Raw genomic sequence first — 19,502 nt, 5'->3', positions numbered from 1 at the left:
AATAAATAATAAAACCGTGTATTATGGATAGTATATCTGATTGTCTGATTTTTGCATTATTAGCACACAAAAATTTTCAATCATTAACGCTCTGCAACGGTCGTCTCCGCACACACCCGTTGTCGCTGTGCGTCGATGCGTTGTCGCGCTGCAGCCTGAAACGAATAGATCCTGAGTACACGTTGAAATCGTGTTAAATATTGGCACTGAAATGCTTGATTAGGCGGCAGCCAGTCCATCGGACCCTGAGCACCTTTTCGACGGTTGGTACTATCATCAACGGCAAACAGATTGATGGGATCATTGGCAAAACGCTCGCGTTGAGCGCGATCCCACCGATCCGCTCCATGCGTCCAGGCCCATTTGAGCGGTACTAAGTGGTCAACATCTAAGTCGTCCGCACTTAGGAATGTGCGTCCCGTATACGGGTCCAGCCAGTGTCCTCGTACCACACGACAGCCATCTTCACTCAAGGTAACCGCGACACTCGATAACCGTGCGAGTAACTCATGACGCGTGTTCATACAGTCGTTATCATCGTCGTTCCAACGGCCAAACGCGTTACGTTGATAAGCCTCTGATTCATTTGAGCTGGCAGACGCTGCCGGCTTATAACCTTTTGGCAATCGTCCGCCATCGGCTAAGCAATCTTTTAAATTGTGATAAGCGGTAAACCGCTTTGTGCGATCATAGTAGGGACTACTTGGCGTATGACAGATACCAGACTGGGACTGTTTAACAACATCGTCCACCGACGTCTGTGCACTCGCCAAAAAGCTATAACTCGTTAACCATAACGCCAGTGAAATGATAATAATGGGGGCAACACGCATGGGACAACGCCATAGTCCAGTGATGCCCCCCTTTTACGCGAACTGATTTGTAAGTTCAAGCGTACATTTGAATCAGCTGACCATCCTCCGCCAGTCGATACAAATAGAGCCATCGATTCTGAACCAATGGTTTAAAACTCGGACTCGCGTCCAGCGCTTGCTTGATCTGTGATTCTGTTGCCTCAACGACCACCTGAAGCCGACACGGCCGGTGCCGCCATTGCGTGCCATCCCAAACCGACTGCAATGACAGGCCGATACGCAGATCGCCACTGTTGCCCTCAAAAACTCCGACATTTTGCGCCACACGGTTATGTAATAACTTATTACCACTACCGAGCCGCGTCGGTGCAGTCACCGACGTGAGATATTGCCAGTTTATCCAGTGAGCCACGACACCCGGAGCACTGATTAAAGCGGCCAAAATACTCGCATCAGGGTCCTGCTGGGCATCGTAATCGTGCAAAAACGCACGTCCGTCTAAGTCGATCGAAGCCGTACGTTGCCGTGACGCGATAATCATCATAAAGTTATCTGCCAGCCCCCATTCTGGTCGAACCTCGGCCCAATCACGCGTTTTCTTAAACAGACCAGCCAAGCGGTTCAAACCCGAGCGCGTTTGCGGATACTGCTTGCGGTCCCGAACCGCTGCACTCGCCTGTTCAAAGGTTTGTCTTACAGCGTCCGGAAACGCCTCACTGAGGGGCAAAATTCTATCCGTCACAGTCTCATGTAACCCCGCATAGAATCGCGTCCGTTCAGGAATATCAATGCCTCGCGCCGACAGTGCTTGCCGGATGTTCGGCTGATTCAACAACTGGCACATGAGTCGGGCATTTATGGCGCCACTCTGTCCCCCGCATGCACCACAATTCATCGCTGCGCGTTGCGGATTATTTTCATGATGCGAACTGTGTCCAACCCAAACAAAGTGATCTGCAAAGTGCGTAATCCCCAAACTGGTTAACGTACCCGCCAATGCATCAAGCAGCGGTTGCTCATTGTCGGCTAAATTGATAGTCAAGTCCGACTGCGGCGTGTCAGTCGCTTCCACCTCATTATGAGCACTAAATAAGCCAATGCCTTTCGCTAAACCGAGCACCTCAACCGCATTGAGACTTGAGGTTGGCGTGTCCAACAGTTCACCGATGGCTGTAATCGTTGCACTGGGGGTCGCCACGTCTTTCTCAGTCACCCAGAGTTGTGGAGTTAAGAGCCCGGGTAACTGGGGACGGCGCTGTCCTTGCGAGCGAAAGCCAATCGGTAGACCAAAAAAGCCAGCAACCCCGATACTGGCAACCCCAGGTTGGCCATCAAGCGCGCGTCTTAGCGGCTCAGATCGGACATCAATACAAAAAGCCGCCTGCATTTTAGGATACGCTTGCTGCGCGCCCTCAGATTTAGACGCCAAGCGATAATTGAGCAGCTGTTTATGCTCATAAGCACGTTGACATTGCCAAAGTATTTTCTGCGATTGCTCAACACGCTCACAATCGCGTTGGCAACGCGCCGCTTGTTGAGCAAAGCGTTGGCTGAGTCGGTTAAATAGCTCAGTCGAGGTGTCCTTAGCCCACTGCCACAGAACGTAGTCCCATGCCAAACGAATGCCCAGCAGCGACAGCACCGGCTCAATATTATGGTGCGGTGCAGAAGGATCCCAATCACGGTAACGCAGCGCCGAGGACCACCCGAGGACATCGATCAATAGCGCAAACAAGTAATAATTCAGGGCATCTTCGCTGTAATGTCGTAACCAATCATCCGCCAGCATGTGAAAAAGCGCATCGATATCATCCGGTAAGGGATCGAAGTAATCGGGTAGCTGACTTTCTGCCATCAACGTCGCGATGCCTTTATCCTCTCGTACAACCGTCAACCAGCCACGATACAAACCATTGTCGGGCTGTGATTCGTCGACAAACCGCTCAGGAAACTCGGTGTGTAAACCACAAAACTGACTAATTTGCAGTACCACCTCATCTTTCCAGAGCATTTTGCGCTGCCGTGCTTGTAGCTGATCGACAATGTCTGTGACATTAAACCAGCGCGGCAATCGTTGTGGCTCAGATAAACATTTTGTCGCATCCATGGGCAGCATCTGCTCATCAAGATGACCTTGCAACAGTTGCTGACGATAAAATGCGCGGTCCATCACTAAATCGATATCTGACACATACTTCCAAATCGCTGACACTCGCTCGACGGGCTTGTCGGTAAAAAACCAGCATGGATTTACCGCAATCGATTCGGCGAGCGGCCACATCGGCGCAACGCGCGCACACTGCTGACGGGCCAGTTGGATAAACTCACTCATGATGCCGACTTCTCCTCATCTACTGAATCATAGCGATGCCGATCCTCGGGTCGTGGCCACAGCCATAAAGCCAAGCGCGTAAACCACTCATCGATATAAAGACCCGCGTTTAAACGAATAAACCAGCGCTGACTCACCGCATGAGCCACATGTTGTTCTAACCACCAATACAACGCGACCAGCATAATAAACCAAGCAGCAACAGCTAAATCCAGTCCAATATGCACCCGTCCATCTTGCATAATTTGGGCGGCAGACAGTGTCAATGCGGTGTAGATAGCCACCCAAACAAGCGCCAGCAGAATGCTCTTTGGCCAACTAAATTTATGCGCTTGTGACATCAATAAAGTAATAGAAAGGCTCAGTAAAACAGCCGCGGTCGGCTTAAAATGTCCAAAACTAAACCACAACGCTAAGTTGATCATGACTAAACTGACCAGGAACCAGCCCAACGTCACCCAACTGTTACGAACCAACACATTATGAATGGGACGTACCGTACCCGATGATAAAAATGCGTAAGCTTTATATAAGGAGTGTGCGACCAAGTGCAGGAGCGCCAGACTATAGTAACCTAACGCGATTTCTAACAGCATCAATCCCATTTGCGCACAGGTAGACCATGCCAAACGAATTTTAATACTGATTCGAGTCGACATGATTAAAATGGCTAATCCGCACGAAACCGCGCTCAATACGCCAAGTAACCAACGCGCCGCTTCTGCCTCGGTCAGCAAGGGCGCAAAACTCAGCAGCAAAAAGCCGCCCAAATTAACGATGCCTGCGTGCAATAACGACGACACCGAAGTCGGTGACTCGACAACTTGCATCAACCAGCCGTGAAATGGCATCTGAGCACAACTCAGCAACGCGGCAATGACCAAGGTTATCATGCCACCCAGTGGCACCACGCCCGTTGCCGAGAAGTAATCTAGCGTGCCCGAAAGGGTCGGATCGCCTGACCATAGATATAACTGAATAAAACTGACCGCCAACAGCGCTTCAGCGATGCGCGCCGTAATCATGCGTTTATGGGTTGCCAATACAGCGCGCGAGCGCTCCGGATAGAACAACAACAAGCGGTGCAAACACACGCTGATGCTCACCCAGCTTAACCAAAACAGAATAAAATGGTTGGCAATCAAGGTGACCGTCACGCTCGCTAAACAGCCAATCATCCATCCCATCGCGCGCGGTCGACTCGGCTCAAGCGCAAAGTTTCGCCAGGTGTACCGCAACACCACCCAACTCAACAAAGCCACCATCACCAATAACGTCACACGCAATTCATCGACTTGAATCCAGTTCAACGTGGTTGCTCCCCTCGTTCTATTTAACTGCGCCGTAGTATCTCGACTTGTCATAATTAAGTAAAATAGATATATACTATTATACTATTCTATTTAAAAGAACGATTGCCCTCACCATGAATTATCGTCATCTGTATTACTTTTGGTCGGTCGCAAAAACAGGTCATTTGACACACACCGCGCAACAACTGCATGTGTCGCAATCGGCGCTATCCAGTCAAATTAAGCAATTAGAGGAGTGGCTCGGACAAACTCTATTTGAGCGCGAAGGGAGACGATTAAAACTGACGCAAGCAGGCTACATCGCTAAGCAATATGCCGATCGCATTTTCGCAGAAGGACAAAGCTTGGTCGAGCAACTCAAACAAGGTAAGACCAGTCAAACCAGTGTCGTACGTATTGGACACGCATCGACCATGTCACGTAACTTTGTAGAACAATTTATTGCGTCGCTCATGAGTCCTTCACCGCAACCCTTTCGTTTACACTCAATGTCGACTCATCAGTTGCTGACCGAACTTGCCGAACATCGGATTGATATTGCACTGGCAAATACCGATGTGGCGGGTCATGATGAAGATATTTGGCAAAGCCGTTTATTAGCGCGCCAGCCGGTATCGATTATCGGTGTGCCAGGCTTACCCATTCAATCACTCAGCGATCCAGCACTAAAGGAACGCGCCTGGGTACTCCCGCCAACGAGTGCGCCGTTGCGATCAGGGTTCGACATGCTAGCGACTCAGTATCAATGGGCACCTCGCGTGATAGCCGAGGCTGACGATATGGCAATGTTGCGATTATTAGCGCGCGATGGTGGTGCGCTTGCAGTCATTCCTGATGTTGTGGTGAAAGACGAGCTTGATAGTCAGCGCTTACAACGCTATGTCACGCTTCCCAACCTATTCGAGCAGTTTTATGCGATTACCATTAAACAACCGTTCCAACATCCGTGGCTCAGTCGGCTGTTGGCGCGCTATGACTGATTAACGTGTTCGATTACGCACAAACTCACGACGTAACGCTTCCAACTCAGCTTTGGTCAATAGTTGCTGTATATTCCGCGTCTTCGGAGAATGACAATAACGCATGTGCGCTCTGTCCTTTAATGTCTCATCAAGTTGTCGGTTTATTGAGGTCCAATCGATAGTCATCACGTTATCCTCAGCCTAAAGAATTTCGCCGAAGGCTCTGAGCTATTCGGGGGGTCACTCGAGCCGTTCAGCGATGTATCAACAATAGGTCTTGAATTGGTATTCAACAAGGTGGTTGCGCGTAAAAGGTTCGTAAAGGTGAGTACTTACCAACATACCGTCTCTCTCATATTGGCTAGGTGCGACAATTTGTCGCATGGTCAAATCCCATCCGAGACGTAAACTAGGTCGAAAATTTACGTGTGACGCTAGGAAACCTTAATCATGCAATCGACGTTTAAAATGACACGCATAACGGCTTATCTCATTTCGGCACTCGCCATATTCAACAGTTCAGCGCAAACAACGGACGCACCCACCGAAGTCATAAAAATAAAAGGTCACGAGCCGCACGATGCGCTAGGCAATTTATCGCGCCAACTGAGCGAACAAGGCGTCGACTTTTCGGCCGCAGGCGGTGTCTCGGCGTTACCGGTGATGAACGGCATGATGGGCGATCGCATCAAAGTCATTATTGATGGAGCAGAGCTCACTGCGGCTTGTGCCAACCAAATGAACCCTCCTCTATCTTATGTATCCGCCAACCAAGTCAAATCAACCCAAGTGATTGCGGGGCTCACCCCCGTCCGCAGCGGTGGCGACAACATCGCTGGCGTTATCAACTTACAACAAATGCGGGCACAGTTTGCCGATACCGAAAGCCTCTCTTGGCAACGCGGTTACGTCGCGGGTGAGTATCAAAGTAACGGTGACCAATGGCTTGCCGGTATCGGTGCGCATTGGGCGAGTGACACTTGGTCTATCGATTATCAAGGCGCTTACGAGCAGTCAAAAAGCTACGATGATGGCAACGGAGATAAAGTACTCGATACGCTTTATGAGTCACAAAATCATGCGTTGACGATGGCATGGCGCGATAGTCAGCAACAACTGAGCACCAAAATCACAGCGCAAATGATCCCGTATCAAGGCTTTCCCAACCAATACATGGATATGACAGATAATCAAAGTCTGGGCGCACATATTCAATATCAGCGTGAACTCGCCACAGGCGGCCAACTGACCGGCTATGTTAACTGGCAGTCAGTTGAACACGAGATGGGCTTCTTCAGCCCAGAAAAACCTGGCATGATGCCAATGGTGACCGATGCCACCGATCGCAGTTACAAACTTCATTGGCACTTGCCAACGCAACAGATAGGCGCATATAGCAGTCAAATCACGCTGGGTCATGAACTGTTCGATTACCAGTTAGATGATTACTGGCCGGCATTGGCGGGGTCAATGATGATGGGTCCAAATCCGTACATCAATATCAACAATGGACAACGGCAGCGCATCGCCGTATTCGCCGATTCTGATACGGAGATCACCGACAACTGGGTGTTGAATGCCGGTATTCGCATTGAACATGTACGTACCGATGCCGACGAAGTTCAACCCTACAACGACAGTCCAATGATGGGGATGCCGAATGTCGACGCTACGGCGGCAACCGCCTTTAATCAGGCAGACCGAGAGCAAACAGATAACTTAGTCGATGCGACCCTGGCAACAAAATATACCATCGATCCGCAGCAAAGTTTGGAGTTGGGCATCGCTCGAAAGAATCGTGCACCTAATTTATATGAACGTTACAGCTGGGGTCGCGGTATCATGGCCACGACAATGATCGGCTGGTTTGGCGATGGTAACGGTTATGTGGGTCGTATCGACTTGCAACCTGAAACGGCGACAACATTAAAAGCAACCTACCAACGTGACGATGCCAACAACGCCTGGCAATTCAGTGTCAGTCCTTTTTACTCACGCGTTGATGACTACATCGATGCCAACGTTATCGATACATTTAATCGCGGCACCCAACCCAGCACGGCGCGCAATATTCTGCAAATGACCAATGTCGATGCCACTTTAAAAGGTATCAGTGCACACTACACCTATCGTTGGACCCAGGTACTTGGTGCCGATGAATGGCAGTTACGCTCGTCCGCAAAATACACCCACGGTGAGCAAGCCTCGGGTCGTGAGCTGTATCAGATTCAACCACTCACCATCCGCGTTGAGCTGAGTCAACAGTGGGGCCATTGGCGCCAAACAGTCCGCGTTGAACACGTTGAGCAGAAAGATCGTGTCGACCAGCAGCGCCTCGAAAATCGTACCGACGCCTATCAGGTTGTCGATTGGCAAGTGAACTACACTCGAGCAAACTGGCAACTTAATCTCGGTATCACCAACCTACTTGATGAATTTTATCGACAACCATTAGGCGGCGTGAGCATCGCAGCGCAAAAAGCCGGACAAACTCAAGGCTTCGAGAATGTGGCTGGCGCAGGACGCTCAATTAACTTTGGCGTTCGTTATACATTTTAAGTAAGCTGATACATCGCTAAGCGTTACCGAGATAACTGATGATCTTGCTTCTCTATATGGCGGCGCTACGTAATCGCCGCCTATCATTGCTGGGTATGTTTGCGTGCTTACTCGTTGAAATCGTCCTGCTCAATTTACTGATAGCCTTTAACGGGGCCGCAAGCAACCCATTCAGCGCGGTGTTATTAATTCCGCTCATCATGGCGTGTGTTTGGCTGCCCCATGCAGGTGCCGTCGCCATCGTCGGATTAAGTATCGCCGCGCAATGGACGCAGTGGCAATTTACTCACATGGATACGAACCATGCGCTATTGGCTCACGCGCAAGGCATGTTAGTCAGCTTTACGATCACCAGCGTGTTAATCATGACGGTGGTGTTTTATCTACGCCATCGTCTTGCCCAGCAAGAGGAAAAATTACATGCTTTACGCGAAAAACAATTGCGAAACGAGCAACTACTCGCCATAGGCACAGCGGCAGCACAACTGACCCATGAACTGGCAACCCCGACACAGGCGGCGCAATGGTTACTTGAGGAGGGGGTAGAGAAAACGCAACCAACGCCAGCATGGCTCAGCGATCTCAGTGCACAGCTCTCGCACATAACACACAAATTGACACAGTGGCGGCAGGTCACTGATGACGTCCGTCACCAACGCACGGTGGCGGTGAACGCGCGTGAGTTAGCGTCAGAGATTCAACATTTAATGCAGTTGGTGCGACCCGAGGTTGCAATCAACTGGCATATCGAGGCGCAACTTGACACACTTAAAGTCAATGCTGATCGTACGTTGTTACCCGCGCTGAGTAATGTAATTGTCAACGCGTGCGATGCTCAAAAACGTGTCAATGATGAGCCCGTTAGCGTCTCGTGTAGCCATAAAAATAACACGGTATTCATTGAAATCCGTAATGCGGGTCATACAGAAAACCTCGAGCAACTCGGCCAACGTTTACTACCGAGCAGTAAAGGGCACGGCGCAGGCGCGATTATAAGCAATGCAACGCTCGAGAAATTTGGCGGCACTTTACGCTGGGAACACGTTAACCATGAGGTAATCACTTGGATCACGCTACCGTCATCATCATAGACGACGATGCGAGTTATCGTCGTGTGTTACAGCGCAGACTGGCACAAAAAACGAGTTTCGAGATACTCGCCTTTGCCTCGACGCAAGCGGCACTCGCCGAGCAGACGGCAACGCCGTGCCACGGCATTATTCTCGACATGATGCTGTCAGATGAGTCAGGTCTGGATGCAATTACTCGACTTAACCATCACTTCTCGCCCGCTCACTTAATCATGCTGACAGGCTACGCAAGCATTGCCACAACCGTTGAGGCGATGCGGCGCGGAGCGACTGATTATCTAGCCAAGCCCATCGAACTTAATGCGCTTATTCAACGGTTGATGCCTGAGCAAACGTATCACAGCGACGTTGAAGAACAGACCACGCTGACACCGGCACAGCTCGAATGGGAGCACATTCAGCGAACCCTCCTCGCTCACCAAGGTAACATCAGTGCCACGGCCAAAACATTGGGCATGCACCGCCGCACATTACAACGTAAGTTACAAAAACTTTCGCCGCGTCGCTGAATCGACAATCGACTAGACTAGACATTTATACATTTTGTTTTATATTTGTTAGTCACTAAATATAAAAATACGCTAGTTATTATATTCTAGGTATTAGAGGTGTGATTTATGTCATCGTCGCGTGCATTCACGTTACATCAAACCGGGTTAATGAACTCTGTCTCGGAGCGCGCTTTCGATAATATCGCCTACTTAGCCAAACTTATCTTCAACACCGATATCGTTTTAATTTCTCTCATCGATGACGACCAACAGTGGTTCAAAGCCAAAATCGGGCTTTCACTATGCGAAACACCCGTTGATATCTCAATTTGCCAATTTACCATTCAAAGCGACGAACCCTTTATTATTAATGACGCGCTTACTGACAGTCGCTTCGTCAATAATCCGTTGGTTACCGGTTATCCATACATTCGCTTCTATAGTGGCATTGCACTTCACGCGCCCAATGGTCAGCGCATCGGGACACTATGCCTCATTCATGGCGCGCCACGCACAATCAGTAGCCAAGAGCTTAAGATCCAGCGCCATCTGGTGCACATGATCGAGTATGAAATCATGCGCCGCTCACAAGCCCCGGTGCAAGGTACTGTTCAACCGAGTCGCCTCAACGAAGTCATCATCAAGGCACAACACCTGTTGTTGACCAGTCACAACGACAAACTGACGTTCGATATTCTGCTCGATGACATACTCAAACTCACCTCCAGCGCATTCGGGCTGATCGGGGAGGTGCTCTACGAGGATAACAGTCAACCCTATTTAAAGGTACATAGCCTCACCAACATTGCCTGGAGTGCCGAGACAAATGCGCTGTTTGAACGTAATAAAACCGATGGACTTGAGTTTCGAAACCTCGATAACTTACTCTGTAAACCGCTTGTAACCGGTGATGTCGTCATTACTGATAACGCTATCGAGGACAGTCGTTCAGGCGGAACACCTTACGGCCATCCGCCAATCAAAAACTACGTCGGGATTCCGGTTTATTCGGGCGAGACCATGGTGGGTTTAATCGGCCTTGCCAACGGTATCAACGAGTACACCAGCACCTTCGTTGATTCACTGCATGCGCTCATCTCTGTCGTTGGGGTATTAATTGAGCGCAATCGGATGGTGCAGGAACGCAAACAATTTACCGTCAGTTTGCAATATGCCGCCTACCACGATGAACTCACAGGACTGCCCAATCGACGCAAACTCGATCAAGAAATCAAATCACTGACGCACCGGCAACAACCCAGTCAATTTTCAGTCTGCTACATCGACTTGGATAGTTTTAAGCCCATCAATGACAACTACGGTCACGAAGTCGGCGATAAAATACTTAAGTTAGTTGCCAAACGTATCAAGCACCTAATTGGCACTCAAGACTCTGTTGCCCGGATCAGCGGAGATGAGTTCGTTATCGTCCTTAACGCGCCAGCGAACGACACAGATTATCAAAAAATAACCGATACCCTTGCTCAACCCTATGCCATCGACGATATCATGATTAATTTGTCAGCAAGCATGGGCGTGGCGGTTTACCCCAATGATACACAGCATGCGGACCAACTCATCCGTTTTGCCGATCAGTCCATGTATCAAGCAAAAAGCGAAGGTAAAAACCAAGTCAGTATACACGATGCGAAAAAGGCATCGGCGCGAGAGCACAAGATCGAACTTATCAAAGAGCTCATGTACGCCATTGATGATCGACAAATTGAATGTGTCTACCAGCCCAAGTTTGATATGAACACAAATACTGTGGTCGGTGTGGAGGTACTGAGTCGCTGGCGTCACAAAAAACGCGGCTTACTGATGCCCGGCGCCTTCATTCCTCAAGTTGAGGGCTCACAAGCGGCTATCGCGCTCGATCATTATGTACTTAACGAAGCGCATCAGTTACAGGCCGTTTGGCGGCGTTCCGGTCGAGACCTGAATCTCAGCGTGAATATCGGCGGTGATTACTTTACGAGTGAATTATTTAAGCGTCGTCTCGAAGCAATGGCAGAATCCAACACTGGGCGAAACAATGGCATCACGCTGGAAATACTAGAAACCACAACCATCGACGATCTTGATGAAGCAGTAGAAATACTGAACCGTTGCCATGAGTGCGGTTATCGCACCGCGCTCGATGACTTTGGTACGCACTATTCCTCACTGACGTACTTTAGACGCTTACCGGTGGATGAAATCAAAATCGATCGCAGTTTTATTACCAACCTCAAGCCAAATACCAATGACGAGGCGATCGTCGAGAGTATCATTTACCTGTCACGACGCTTCAATCGCGACGTAGTGGCAGAAGGTGTCGAGACTCAAGAGCAAGCTGATCATCTGCAAGCACTGGGCTGTCATCTGATCCAAGGTTACTTAATTTCTCCCCCTGTCAGCTTAGAAGAATTGAACTACAGCATGGTTTTGTCATAAAAGTTTCATTTAAATCCTTATAATGAACGGTCGATAGTTATAAAATACTCAACCCTTAGACCTATCGCCATGCGTCGTTCACTCTTAGATAATGGGATTTCAATGTCGATTAAGCAGAAGTTATACCTACTCGGCACCGGGGTTATCGTTGCCCTACTCGTGTTAATGGGAATATTTCTTTTCTCCCAAGCTCAAATCAAAACCATCAACAACGCCGAGCAGCAAAAGGCAAAGCTCAGTCACCTCATCAGCGAGCTTCGTATCGCCGAGAAAAATTTCTTGCTCGATAGCGACCTCAAATACAGCGAATCAGCCAAGCAACAAATTAACCATATTCAAGAGACTCTGAAACAACTCAAACAGACCGTTGATTATCCCACGGTCTTGAGCCGACTAGAACGCATCGAGACGACCGTAAGTGAGTACCAACAGCGTTTTTCAGCGCTTGAGCAGGCGATGATAGAACGCGGTTTAACAAGAAAACTCGGCGCTTACGGCGCATTGCGCGAGGCGACCCACCAACTCGAGGCGGTGCTCGACAAACGCGACGATAACAAGACCTTAGTGACCCTGCTTCAACTTCGACGCTCAGAAAAGGACTTCATGCTGCGTTGGGAGGATGACTATGTCGCAAAAGTAACGCGAATTGCTCAGCAGCTTAATAGTCAATTGGCTGGCTCGACGGCAGACCAAAGCAAGGTCGAAGGCTATTTAATACAATTTAATCGCTTTGCTGACTTATCACGAAAAATAGGCTATACGCTAACCGAGGGGCTAAAAGGCAAGCTCAGCGCGCAAAGCGATGAAATAAATAGCGAACTGAATGCGTTAAGCCGCGATCTCAATAAAAAGCTACTCCAACAACAACGCCAGGCGACATGGCTGCCTATCGCTATTACTGTATTGATTATCACACTGATGATAGTCATGTTGTATTGGGTGACCCGGTCAATCAATAAGCCACTGCAAACGTTGAAGTCACAGCTCAGCCATATTCAAGCAACGAATGATTTATCGCTGCAACTCGATAAGCACCAAGATGACGAATTTGGAGCCGCCGTTGATCATGTCAACCAATTGCTCGCTTACTTCAGACGGGTCATAGCAAACATCCGACAAACAAGCAGCAATGTCGGTGAGCTTTCGCAGCAATTATCAGCCACCGTCTCCCATTCATCAAACAAAACAGAACAGCAAAACAGCGAAATCGAACAGGTCGCAGCCGCCGTCAATGAAGTCGGTTCAACCGCACACACCATCGCTGAGGATGCTGAGAGTACGGCTCAGCAAGTCGATGAAATCGCGCAACAAGCCTCAACCGGTCGCAGTGTGATTAACTCAGCCGTTGAAAAGGTCAACTTTTTGGCCGAGCGCCTTGCCAACAGCAACCAACACGCGTCAGAACTGGCGAAACGTAGTCAAGGGATCAGAGACATTGTCGCGGTCATCAATGGTATCGCTGAGCAGACCAACCTGCTGGCACTCAATGCCGCAATTGAAGCGGCACGCGCTGGGGAGCAAGGGCGAGGCTTTGCCGTAGTCGCCGATGAAGTGCGTAGCTTGGCTCAACGTACCCAAGAGTCAATTAACGAAATTGAGCAAATAGCAACACAACTAACAGAGCAAACATCCGTTATTGTGAAGTCTCTGGAAGAGTGCAACGAACTCGGCGATGACAGTCGCCAAGAAGCAACCCGTTCAGGTGAGCTCTTTACCGACATCAACACACAATTAATGAAAGTTAACGATCGGTCCGCATCCATTGCCACCGCCGTAGAGGAACAGTCAAAAGTAGTCGATGACACCTCGCAAAATGTTGTACGCATCAAAGACGCAACCAATGACATTTTGGCGGATGCACGCACCAATGCAGAGACAGCCGAGCAACTAAGCCGCTTCGCGCGCGAGTTAGGCGATTCCGTTGCACAATTTAAGTGCGATTCAGGTCACTAGGAATTCCTCATTTTTCATTAATATAGCCAAATACATTTGATAATTGTTCTTATTAGCAATATCATTCAGGCCATGTTAATGAATAATGGAATGCCCTATGACGCAAAGGCAATGGTTTAAACTTCACGGGTGGTGCTCGTTACCGATATGGATTTTGTTCTGCTTTATCTGTATCACGGGCACCATTGCGGTATTTAGCCACGAATTAACCTGGCTGTTTAACGAGAACGCTCGCGCCTTAAACCCGGACGACCTCGCCCCTATTGCCATGTCCGAGCGCGTCGCCGCGGTTAAAGCCTTGTATCCATCCGCACACATCACCACCGTCATGACGTTCGAGTCCTACCTCACCAACGCGGTGATGTTCTCTGCCGACTCCGTTCCAGCAGGCATTGCCTACGTTAATCAATACACAGGCGAGGTACAGGAAATCAACCAAGGCATAACCTTTATTAACTTTATGCGGTCATTACACGGTTGGTTACTATTCCCATGGCAGAGTAGCTACAGCGTCGGCTACTACCTTGTATCGGCGATGTCATTCGTGATGATGGGCGCCTTAGTCAGCGGCTTGGTTATCTACAAACGTTTTTGGCGCGCCTACACTCAACCTAAGATTCGTGTAAAACAAGGCAAAAAGTCGATCCTTTCCGACTTACACAAACACGCAGGCGCATGGTCTATCTGGTTCATCATGATCATGAGTTTAACCGGCCTGTGGTACTTTACCCAGCAAGTGCTTTGGCATGCCGATATTGATATTGAGCCCCATGCCCCCGTCGTGAATATCAACGACGTTCCCTTAGGTAAAGCGCCAACAGAACCCAAGGTCAGCTTTGACCAAGCTATGCAGATTGCCCAAACACAATTCAGTGACCTACAACCCAGTTATGTCATGATGCCCGAGCACAATCGAGATATGTATAAAATCATGGGGGGTGGTGACTACATTTTCTATGACCAATATGCGTATCGCTTAGCCATCAACCCATGGACGGGCGAAGTCGCACAGGCCGACTCGCCTGCCAACATGTCGACCCTACAAACCGTCATGCATGTCGTCGATCCACTCCACTACGGCACGATCGGCGGACTTTGGACTAAAGCGATTTGGTTTATATTTGGTCTTATCTTATCAGGGATGTCGATCACTGGGTTTATGATTTGGAGCTCAAAAATAGTGCAGGCAGCGCGCGCTAAAAAAGCGGCTAAGCGTGAGCAAAAACTGTCAGAGCAAGGAGCTTGATATGGCGCGTTTGAAGAATACATTTTGGCACCGTAATAAATTCAAGTTATCGGGGTTGCTGCTCATATTCCCCATTTATTTTCTCTATGAGTCGTTGCAGCCGCCTGAGTTTCCCGAAATATGGGAATCAAAGTCCGTGGGACAGCTCGAGCTGGCGTTGCAGCCAATGAACAACGAACCGCCCTACGCGCACCATGAAGACTGGGTGAAAGATTTTTCAGTTTGGGTCAATGATGGCGCCGTCAAAAATATCCGCCAAGCCTATATCAATATTGGCCCACGCCCATTGCCATTGAACAAGCTCGAGCAAGACGATGTAGGTATTTTGCATGGCAGTGAAAGCTTACAACATGTGCACGCGATTGCATCGCCAAACTTCTCGGCGTCCGACAAGGTCTGGCTAACGCTGCAGAACTGGGATGGTAGTCAACATGTTCAGTCCTGGTCATTACCGCCACAATGGATAGGCGAACAAATATAAATTGGACTAGCCAACGTCGCTCGTTTTGATTACTCTGCGCATATAACCTATTGGTGGAGTCATCCAGTTGCGCATTGACCGTGTGTTCCGAAAGCTTGCGAATACGCTCCCCTTTATGATGGCATTCGTGGATAACGAACGTCGCTATCAGTTCGTCAACGAGCGCTATGAGCAGTTTTTTGACGTCAAGCTCGACGAGCTTAAAGGCAAGTTGGTCGCCGAAGTGCTCGGTGAGCGATCTTACAAGCGTATCTCGCAGATCCACTCACGTGTTTTGGCCGGTGAGGATGTATCCTTGCGAGAAAAAGTCACGCTACGTAATGGCCGCGTTTTACAACTTGAGGTCAAGTACGTTCCCAACCAAAACCAACGTACGGGAAAAACAAACGGTTTCTTCGCAATTATTAACGATGTTACCCACTATGCATCGGCTTCCGAAGTGTTACGAGCGGTTCATGACGTAATGAACAAACAGTCCGTCGGGCTGCCCACTGAGCGTATTAACAAGTTACTTAAGCTCGGCTGTGAATACTTAAATACCGATATCGGTATTGTAAGCCGCGTGATTGATAATGAGTACACCGTAAAATACGCGTGGTCCACCGGTGATCCAATTCCCCCGGGAACACAGTTTGAACTCGGTAATACCTACTGCTCAGTCACCTTGGCGGCGAGTGACGTTATTGCCACACGTCACGCCTCAACGAGTAAGGAATTCAGCGGACACCCCTGCTATACCGCTTTTCAATTAGAGACCTATCTCGGTTTACCAATCCGTATCAACGGAAAAGTGTGGGGCACGCTCAATTTTTCCAGCAAAACCTCGCGTGGCACACCCTTTACCGATCTCGATAAAGAACTCATGGGGCTCCTCTGCTCGGCCATCGAAACGTTGATTATCAACAACTCAAAAACCGATAGGTTAGAGCGCCTCGCCTATACCGACTTCCTCACTGGACTCAGTAACCGCTTATTCATTAATGAGTTTTTTGAGCGTTTGGTCTATCAAAATCGTGAACGCCTTAACCATTACTACTGCGTATTAGTCGATATTGACCACTTTAAACAGCTCAACGATCAGTTTGGTCACGATGCCGGCGATAGTGTATTGCAAGCGGTCGCCATTGAGTTCACCGATAGTCTACGAAGTGATGATGTATGCGCCCGCGTTGGCGGTGAGGAGTTCATGTTACTTATCCACGCTGACGACAAAGTCGATATCGCAAATATCGTTGAGCGCCTTCGTAAGAATATAGAAAACCTAAAAATAGAACATGATGACGAAATCATTACGACGACGGTATCGATTGGTGTGACTAAATTACAAGAGCAAGACAGCTTTAACCTTGCGTATAAACGGGCTGATAAGGCGCTTTATCAAAGCAAATCAGACGGTCGAAACTGCTGCCGTTGGAACTAACATTAATTTTTTCTTAACTTCTGTGATCTAAAAAACGTAGTACTCACTAAACTATTACTCAATCGTTCTTAAAAATCGTAAGTTCAACAAGCTTTTTTAAAGTTGTTCAAAAAAAAATCGAACAATAAGAAGCGCTTTAACTGAGTATAACAAGATGGCAAAACTAACCTCTTCCTCTATCGTAGATATTCTCGGTGCCATTATCGCCGATGAACTTGGACGTCTGCGCATGGGTGATGAACAACTTTGGAAAGGTCGACAGTGGCAATCTAACACCCAAATAGTCTTTGCCAGCAAAGCAACGGGCGATGCACAAGAAGTCATCGTTGACTCGTTTGAATGGATGTCCATTGCTAGCCGCGTCGTTGAGTTTTTTCAGCTCGACAGCAGTGAATTAGAAGATTACCTGTTGCGTTTTTCAACGTTACAACAATGGGCAGAGGTAATAGAAACGAGTCGAGAAGATCATCGACTCGATATTACGTTTTGTTCCTCGGGTTCGGTAGCACAGGTTTCACATCACCGCCATGATTGGATGGCGTTGCTTGCCGAAGCGCAATTTTTCGTCGATTTTATTAAGCGTCATGATGTCGAAATTGAGCGCGTCGTTAGTTTTGTACCACCGCACCATATCTACGGTTTTATCTTTTCAGTACTCATACCCGAACTCCTGGATATACCGGTCGTAAGAGGCCTCAAGGCGTTTTCAATGACCCAAGCACAGCAGCTTACAAACAATGACCTGCTGATTGGGTTTCCCGCTGCTTTTGAACAGTTTGTACAGATGGACACGACCTTTCCCCCAGCCGCCAATGCAGTCTGCTCAACGGGGCCCTGCGCACCTGCAGTATTGAACGCACTGACTCGGAATGGACTCAACAGTGTATTCGAGATCTACGGTAGTACCGAAACCGCAGGTGTTGGCATTAGAAATGATCCTAATCAGCCTTACCAATTGTTGTCGCGCTGGATCAAGCAAGGCAAAGAACAATTAATGGATAATCTCTCGCGCGAACTCATTGATTTACCCGACAGCATTCAATGGCATGGCCCCGGCTTATTTGAGCCGCTAAAGCGCAACGATGAGGTACTTTCAATCTGCGGAAAGTCAGTCCATCCCGAAGCTATCGCTGACGTAATCCGTCAACATCCCAATATCAGTGATGCACGGGTGCGGCTTAATCATGCTCAAGAGAGCCACTCCCTCAAAGCACTGCTGATAGCCGACCCAGAGCAACGCTCAGGTCAGGCAGAAACGTTGATCGCACAAGTGCGTACGTGGCTTGCCGATAAGCTTGAACCGCATGAGTTACCTAAACGTTTCGCTGTGCGTGACTCAATTCCAACCAACGAGCTCGGTAAAGAGATCGATTGGGAGTCACAGCCCGACCTAATGCGTCGTTAAGCATTACGGTGCACTGATGGCTTGTTGCGACTGACACAGTTCAACAAGCCAGTCTCTCAAAACTTGAATAGAACTGCGATTGGAAAGCGTGCTCGGCACCACAAAATAAAAACTGTCCCCCGTTTTAAGTCCATGCATAGGTAACCTGACTAACTCTTGCTCACGCTCCCGCTGGGTCGTCATAAACTCATTCAATAGCGCGATACCGTGGCTATGTTTAGCCGCCTCCGCTGCCAGCAATAAGTGGCTAAAATGATGCACCTTGGCACTGCTGGGTAATCGCACACTGCCCTGCTTGAACCACATTTTCCAATCATAGCCGGGCGTTGCATGGGCAAACGTATAAGTTGCTGAGAGTAATGGAAAGGCGAGTAAGGCACTTGGGTCGCGCAGATCGTTTAGCCGCGCCCGAATGTCGTAAGAGCAATACGGATATAAATATTCGTCGTACAAGTGGGTCACTTCAAAACCGCTCTTAGGGGGTTGTGTCGTTATAAAGCAATCCGCTAACGCGCGTTCGAACCCACCATCTTCGGTGAGCATGGTTAGCGTTAAATCCACATTTGGGTAGCGTTGCCGGAAGCGATCAACCGCTGGGATTAACCACTTAACCGCCAGTGAACCATAAGAAGCAAGGCGCACGAATCCTGCATCACCGTGCTGAAGTTGCGAAAACTCTCGCTCTATTTGCGCGAGCGGCTCCTCGATATTTTGGTAAAAGGCTTCCCCCGCTGCGGTGAGCAACAGTTGTCGCCCTTTCCGAATAAACAAAGCTTGCCCTAACCGCTCCTCCAACAGTTTAATTTGGTGGCTCACGGCGCTTTGCGATACGAATAACTCTTCAGCGGCTTTAGAAAAGCTGCCACGGCGAGCTACCATGGCAAAATAATGGATCGCTCTAAAAGGTACACTCATACATTAATATCTAAATTACTCATAGCTACTAGATTTTAATATCATTTTTAATAATATCAAACACACTTTATCCTAACCCCATC

General features: G+C 48.8%; 15 protein-coding genes. 10 read left to right on the top strand and 5 right to left on the bottom strand.

All coding sequences use genetic code 11. The annotated features are described in order from the left end of the window. Positions 1 to 83 precede the first annotated feature (83 nt). From OS145_RS04610 to OS145_RS04600, 3 genes are read right to left on the bottom strand one after another with little or no spacing between them, the layout of a single operon-like run. Complete coding sequence (locus OS145_RS04610; protein WP_006955052.1) at positions 84 to 833, bottom strand: HNH endonuclease family protein; 750 nt, start codon at positions 831 to 833, stop codon at positions 84 to 86. A 55-nt stretch (positions 834 to 888) separates the two neighbouring features. Next, entirely contained in the window at positions 889 to 3,147 is a 2,259-nt protein-coding gene (locus tag OS145_RS04605; RefSeq protein ID WP_006955051.1) for a putative inorganic carbon transporter subunit DabA, read from the bottom strand. Beyond that, positions 3,144 to 4,457 carry an NADH-quinone oxidoreductase subunit L gene (locus tag OS145_RS04600; protein WP_006955050.1) on the bottom strand — a complete coding sequence of 438 codons (1,314 nt, stop codon included), beginning with the start codon at positions 4,455 to 4,457 and terminating at the stop codon, positions 3,144 to 3,146. The genes OS145_RS04605 and OS145_RS04600 overlap by 4 nt, the downstream gene beginning before the upstream one ends. A gap of 116 nt (positions 4,458 to 4,573) precedes the next feature. On the opposite strand from OS145_RS04600, the gene OS145_RS04595 reads away from it, so the two are divergent. Beyond that, positions 4,574 to 5,440, top strand: coding sequence for a LysR family transcriptional regulator (locus tag OS145_RS04595; protein ID WP_006955049.1), 867 nt, complete (start codon positions 4,574 to 4,576; stop codon positions 5,438 to 5,440). Here the strand turns inward: OS145_RS04595 and OS145_RS13410 are convergent, their stop codons facing one another. After that, positions 5,441 to 5,608 (bottom strand): hypothetical protein, encoded by a 168-nt coding sequence (locus OS145_RS13410; protein ID WP_006955048.1) that lies wholly within the window; start codon positions 5,606 to 5,608, stop codon positions 5,441 to 5,443. Between the two features lie 264 nt (positions 5,609 to 5,872). On the opposite strand from OS145_RS13410, the gene OS145_RS04590 reads away from it, so the two are divergent. The 9 genes from OS145_RS04590 (at position 5,873) to OS145_RS04550 (ending at position 18,504) form a co-directional block, all read left to right on the top strand. Further along, positions 5,873 to 7,981, top strand: a complete 2,109-nt coding sequence (locus tag OS145_RS04590; protein ID WP_006955047.1) for a TonB-dependent receptor — start codon at positions 5,873 to 5,875, stop codon at positions 7,979 to 7,981. Between the two features lie 38 nt (positions 7,982 to 8,019). Beyond that, positions 8,020 to 9,072 carry a sensor histidine kinase gene (locus tag OS145_RS04585; RefSeq protein WP_006955046.1) on the top strand — a complete coding sequence of 351 codons (1,053 nt, stop codon included), beginning with the start codon at positions 8,020 to 8,022 and terminating at the stop codon, positions 9,070 to 9,072. Further along, positions 9,045 to 9,581, top strand: a complete 537-nt coding sequence (locus tag OS145_RS04580) for a response regulator transcription factor (protein ID WP_006955045.1) — start codon at positions 9,045 to 9,047, stop codon at positions 9,579 to 9,581. The genes OS145_RS04585 and OS145_RS04580 overlap by 28 nt, the downstream gene beginning before the upstream one ends. Positions 9,582 to 9,689: 108 nt before the next feature. Beyond that, positions 9,690 to 11,999 carry a bifunctional diguanylate cyclase/phosphodiesterase gene (locus OS145_RS04575; protein ID WP_006955044.1) on the top strand — a complete coding sequence of 770 codons (2,310 nt, stop codon included), beginning with the start codon at positions 9,690 to 9,692 and terminating at the stop codon, positions 11,997 to 11,999. A gap of 69 nt (positions 12,000 to 12,068) precedes the next feature. Next, positions 12,069 to 13,952: a methyl-accepting chemotaxis protein gene (locus tag OS145_RS04570; protein ID WP_083773230.1), complete on the top strand. Its 1,884-nt coding sequence runs from the start codon at positions 12,069 to 12,071 to the stop codon at positions 13,950 to 13,952. 97 nt (positions 13,953 to 14,049) lie between these two features. Next, on the top strand, positions 14,050 to 15,198 hold the full coding sequence (locus tag OS145_RS04565; RefSeq protein ID WP_006955042.1) for a PepSY-associated TM helix domain-containing protein: 1,149 nt from the start codon (positions 14,050 to 14,052) through the stop codon (positions 15,196 to 15,198). Position 15,199: 1 nt separating this feature from the next. Further along, on the top strand, positions 15,200 to 15,679 hold the full coding sequence (locus OS145_RS04560; protein ID WP_006955041.1) for a PA2404 family protein: 480 nt from the start codon (positions 15,200 to 15,202) through the stop codon (positions 15,677 to 15,679). A 67-nt stretch (positions 15,680 to 15,746) separates the two neighbouring features. Further along, positions 15,747 to 17,099: a sensor domain-containing diguanylate cyclase gene (locus tag OS145_RS04555; protein WP_006955040.1), complete on the top strand. Its 1,353-nt coding sequence runs from the start codon at positions 15,747 to 15,749 to the stop codon at positions 17,097 to 17,099. Between the two features lie 154 nt (positions 17,100 to 17,253). Further along, positions 17,254 to 18,504, top strand: coding sequence for an AMP-binding protein (locus OS145_RS04550; RefSeq protein WP_006955039.1), 1,251 nt, complete (start codon positions 17,254 to 17,256; stop codon positions 18,502 to 18,504). 3 nt (positions 18,505 to 18,507) lie between these two features. Here OS145_RS04550 and OS145_RS04545 read toward each other — a convergent pair whose 3' ends face one another. Beyond that, the gene (locus OS145_RS04545; protein ID WP_006955038.1) at positions 18,508 to 19,419 is read right to left on the bottom strand and encodes a LysR family transcriptional regulator; all 912 of its coding nucleotides are present in this window, start codon (positions 19,417 to 19,419) and stop codon (positions 18,508 to 18,510) included. Positions 19,420 to 19,502 lie beyond the last annotated feature (83 nt).

Origin of the sequence: Idiomarina baltica OS145 (assembly GCF_000152885.1) — a bacterium.
Taxonomy (GTDB): domain Bacteria; phylum Pseudomonadota; class Gammaproteobacteria; order Enterobacterales; family Alteromonadaceae; genus Idiomarina; species Idiomarina baltica.
The sequence above is the reverse complement of the archived record's forward strand: the minus strand, read 5'-3'. Positions and strand labels throughout refer to the sequence as shown.

Bases quoted from the DNA above. Each gene is read 5' to 3' on its own strand.
- OS145_RS04590 (WP_006955047.1), top strand. From the start codon at position 5,873: ATGCAATCGACGTTTAAAATGACACGCATAACGGCTTATCTCATTTCG.
- OS145_RS04610 (WP_006955052.1), bottom strand. From the start codon at position 833: ATGCGTGTTGCCCCCATTATTATCATTTCACTGGCGTTATGGTTAACG.
- OS145_RS04595 (WP_006955049.1), top strand. From the start codon at position 4,574: ATGAATTATCGTCATCTGTATTACTTTTGGTCGGTCGCAAAAACAGGT.
- OS145_RS04560 (WP_006955041.1), top strand. From the start codon at position 15,200: ATGGCGCGTTTGAAGAATACATTTTGGCACCGTAATAAATTCAAGTTA.
- OS145_RS04570 (WP_083773230.1), top strand. From the start codon at position 12,069: ATGCGTCGTTCACTCTTAGATAATGGGATTTCAATGTCGATTAAGCAG.
- OS145_RS04575 (WP_006955044.1), top strand. From the start codon at position 9,690: ATGTCATCGTCGCGTGCATTCACGTTACATCAAACCGGGTTAATGAAC.
- OS145_RS04565 (WP_006955042.1), top strand. From the start codon at position 14,050: ATGACGCAAAGGCAATGGTTTAAACTTCACGGGTGGTGCTCGTTACCG.
- OS145_RS04550 (WP_006955039.1), top strand. From the start codon at position 17,254: ATGGCAAAACTAACCTCTTCCTCTATCGTAGATATTCTCGGTGCCATT.
- OS145_RS13410 (WP_006955048.1), bottom strand. From the start codon at position 5,608: ATGACTATCGATTGGACCTCAATAAACCGACAACTTGATGAGACATTA.
- OS145_RS04545 (WP_006955038.1), bottom strand. From the start codon at position 19,419: ATGAGTGTACCTTTTAGAGCGATCCATTATTTTGCCATGGTAGCTCGC.
- OS145_RS04585 (WP_006955046.1), top strand. From the start codon at position 8,020: ATGATCTTGCTTCTCTATATGGCGGCGCTACGTAATCGCCGCCTATCA.
- OS145_RS04605 (WP_006955051.1), bottom strand. From the start codon at position 3,147: ATGAGTGAGTTTATCCAACTGGCCCGTCAGCAGTGTGCGCGCGTTGCG.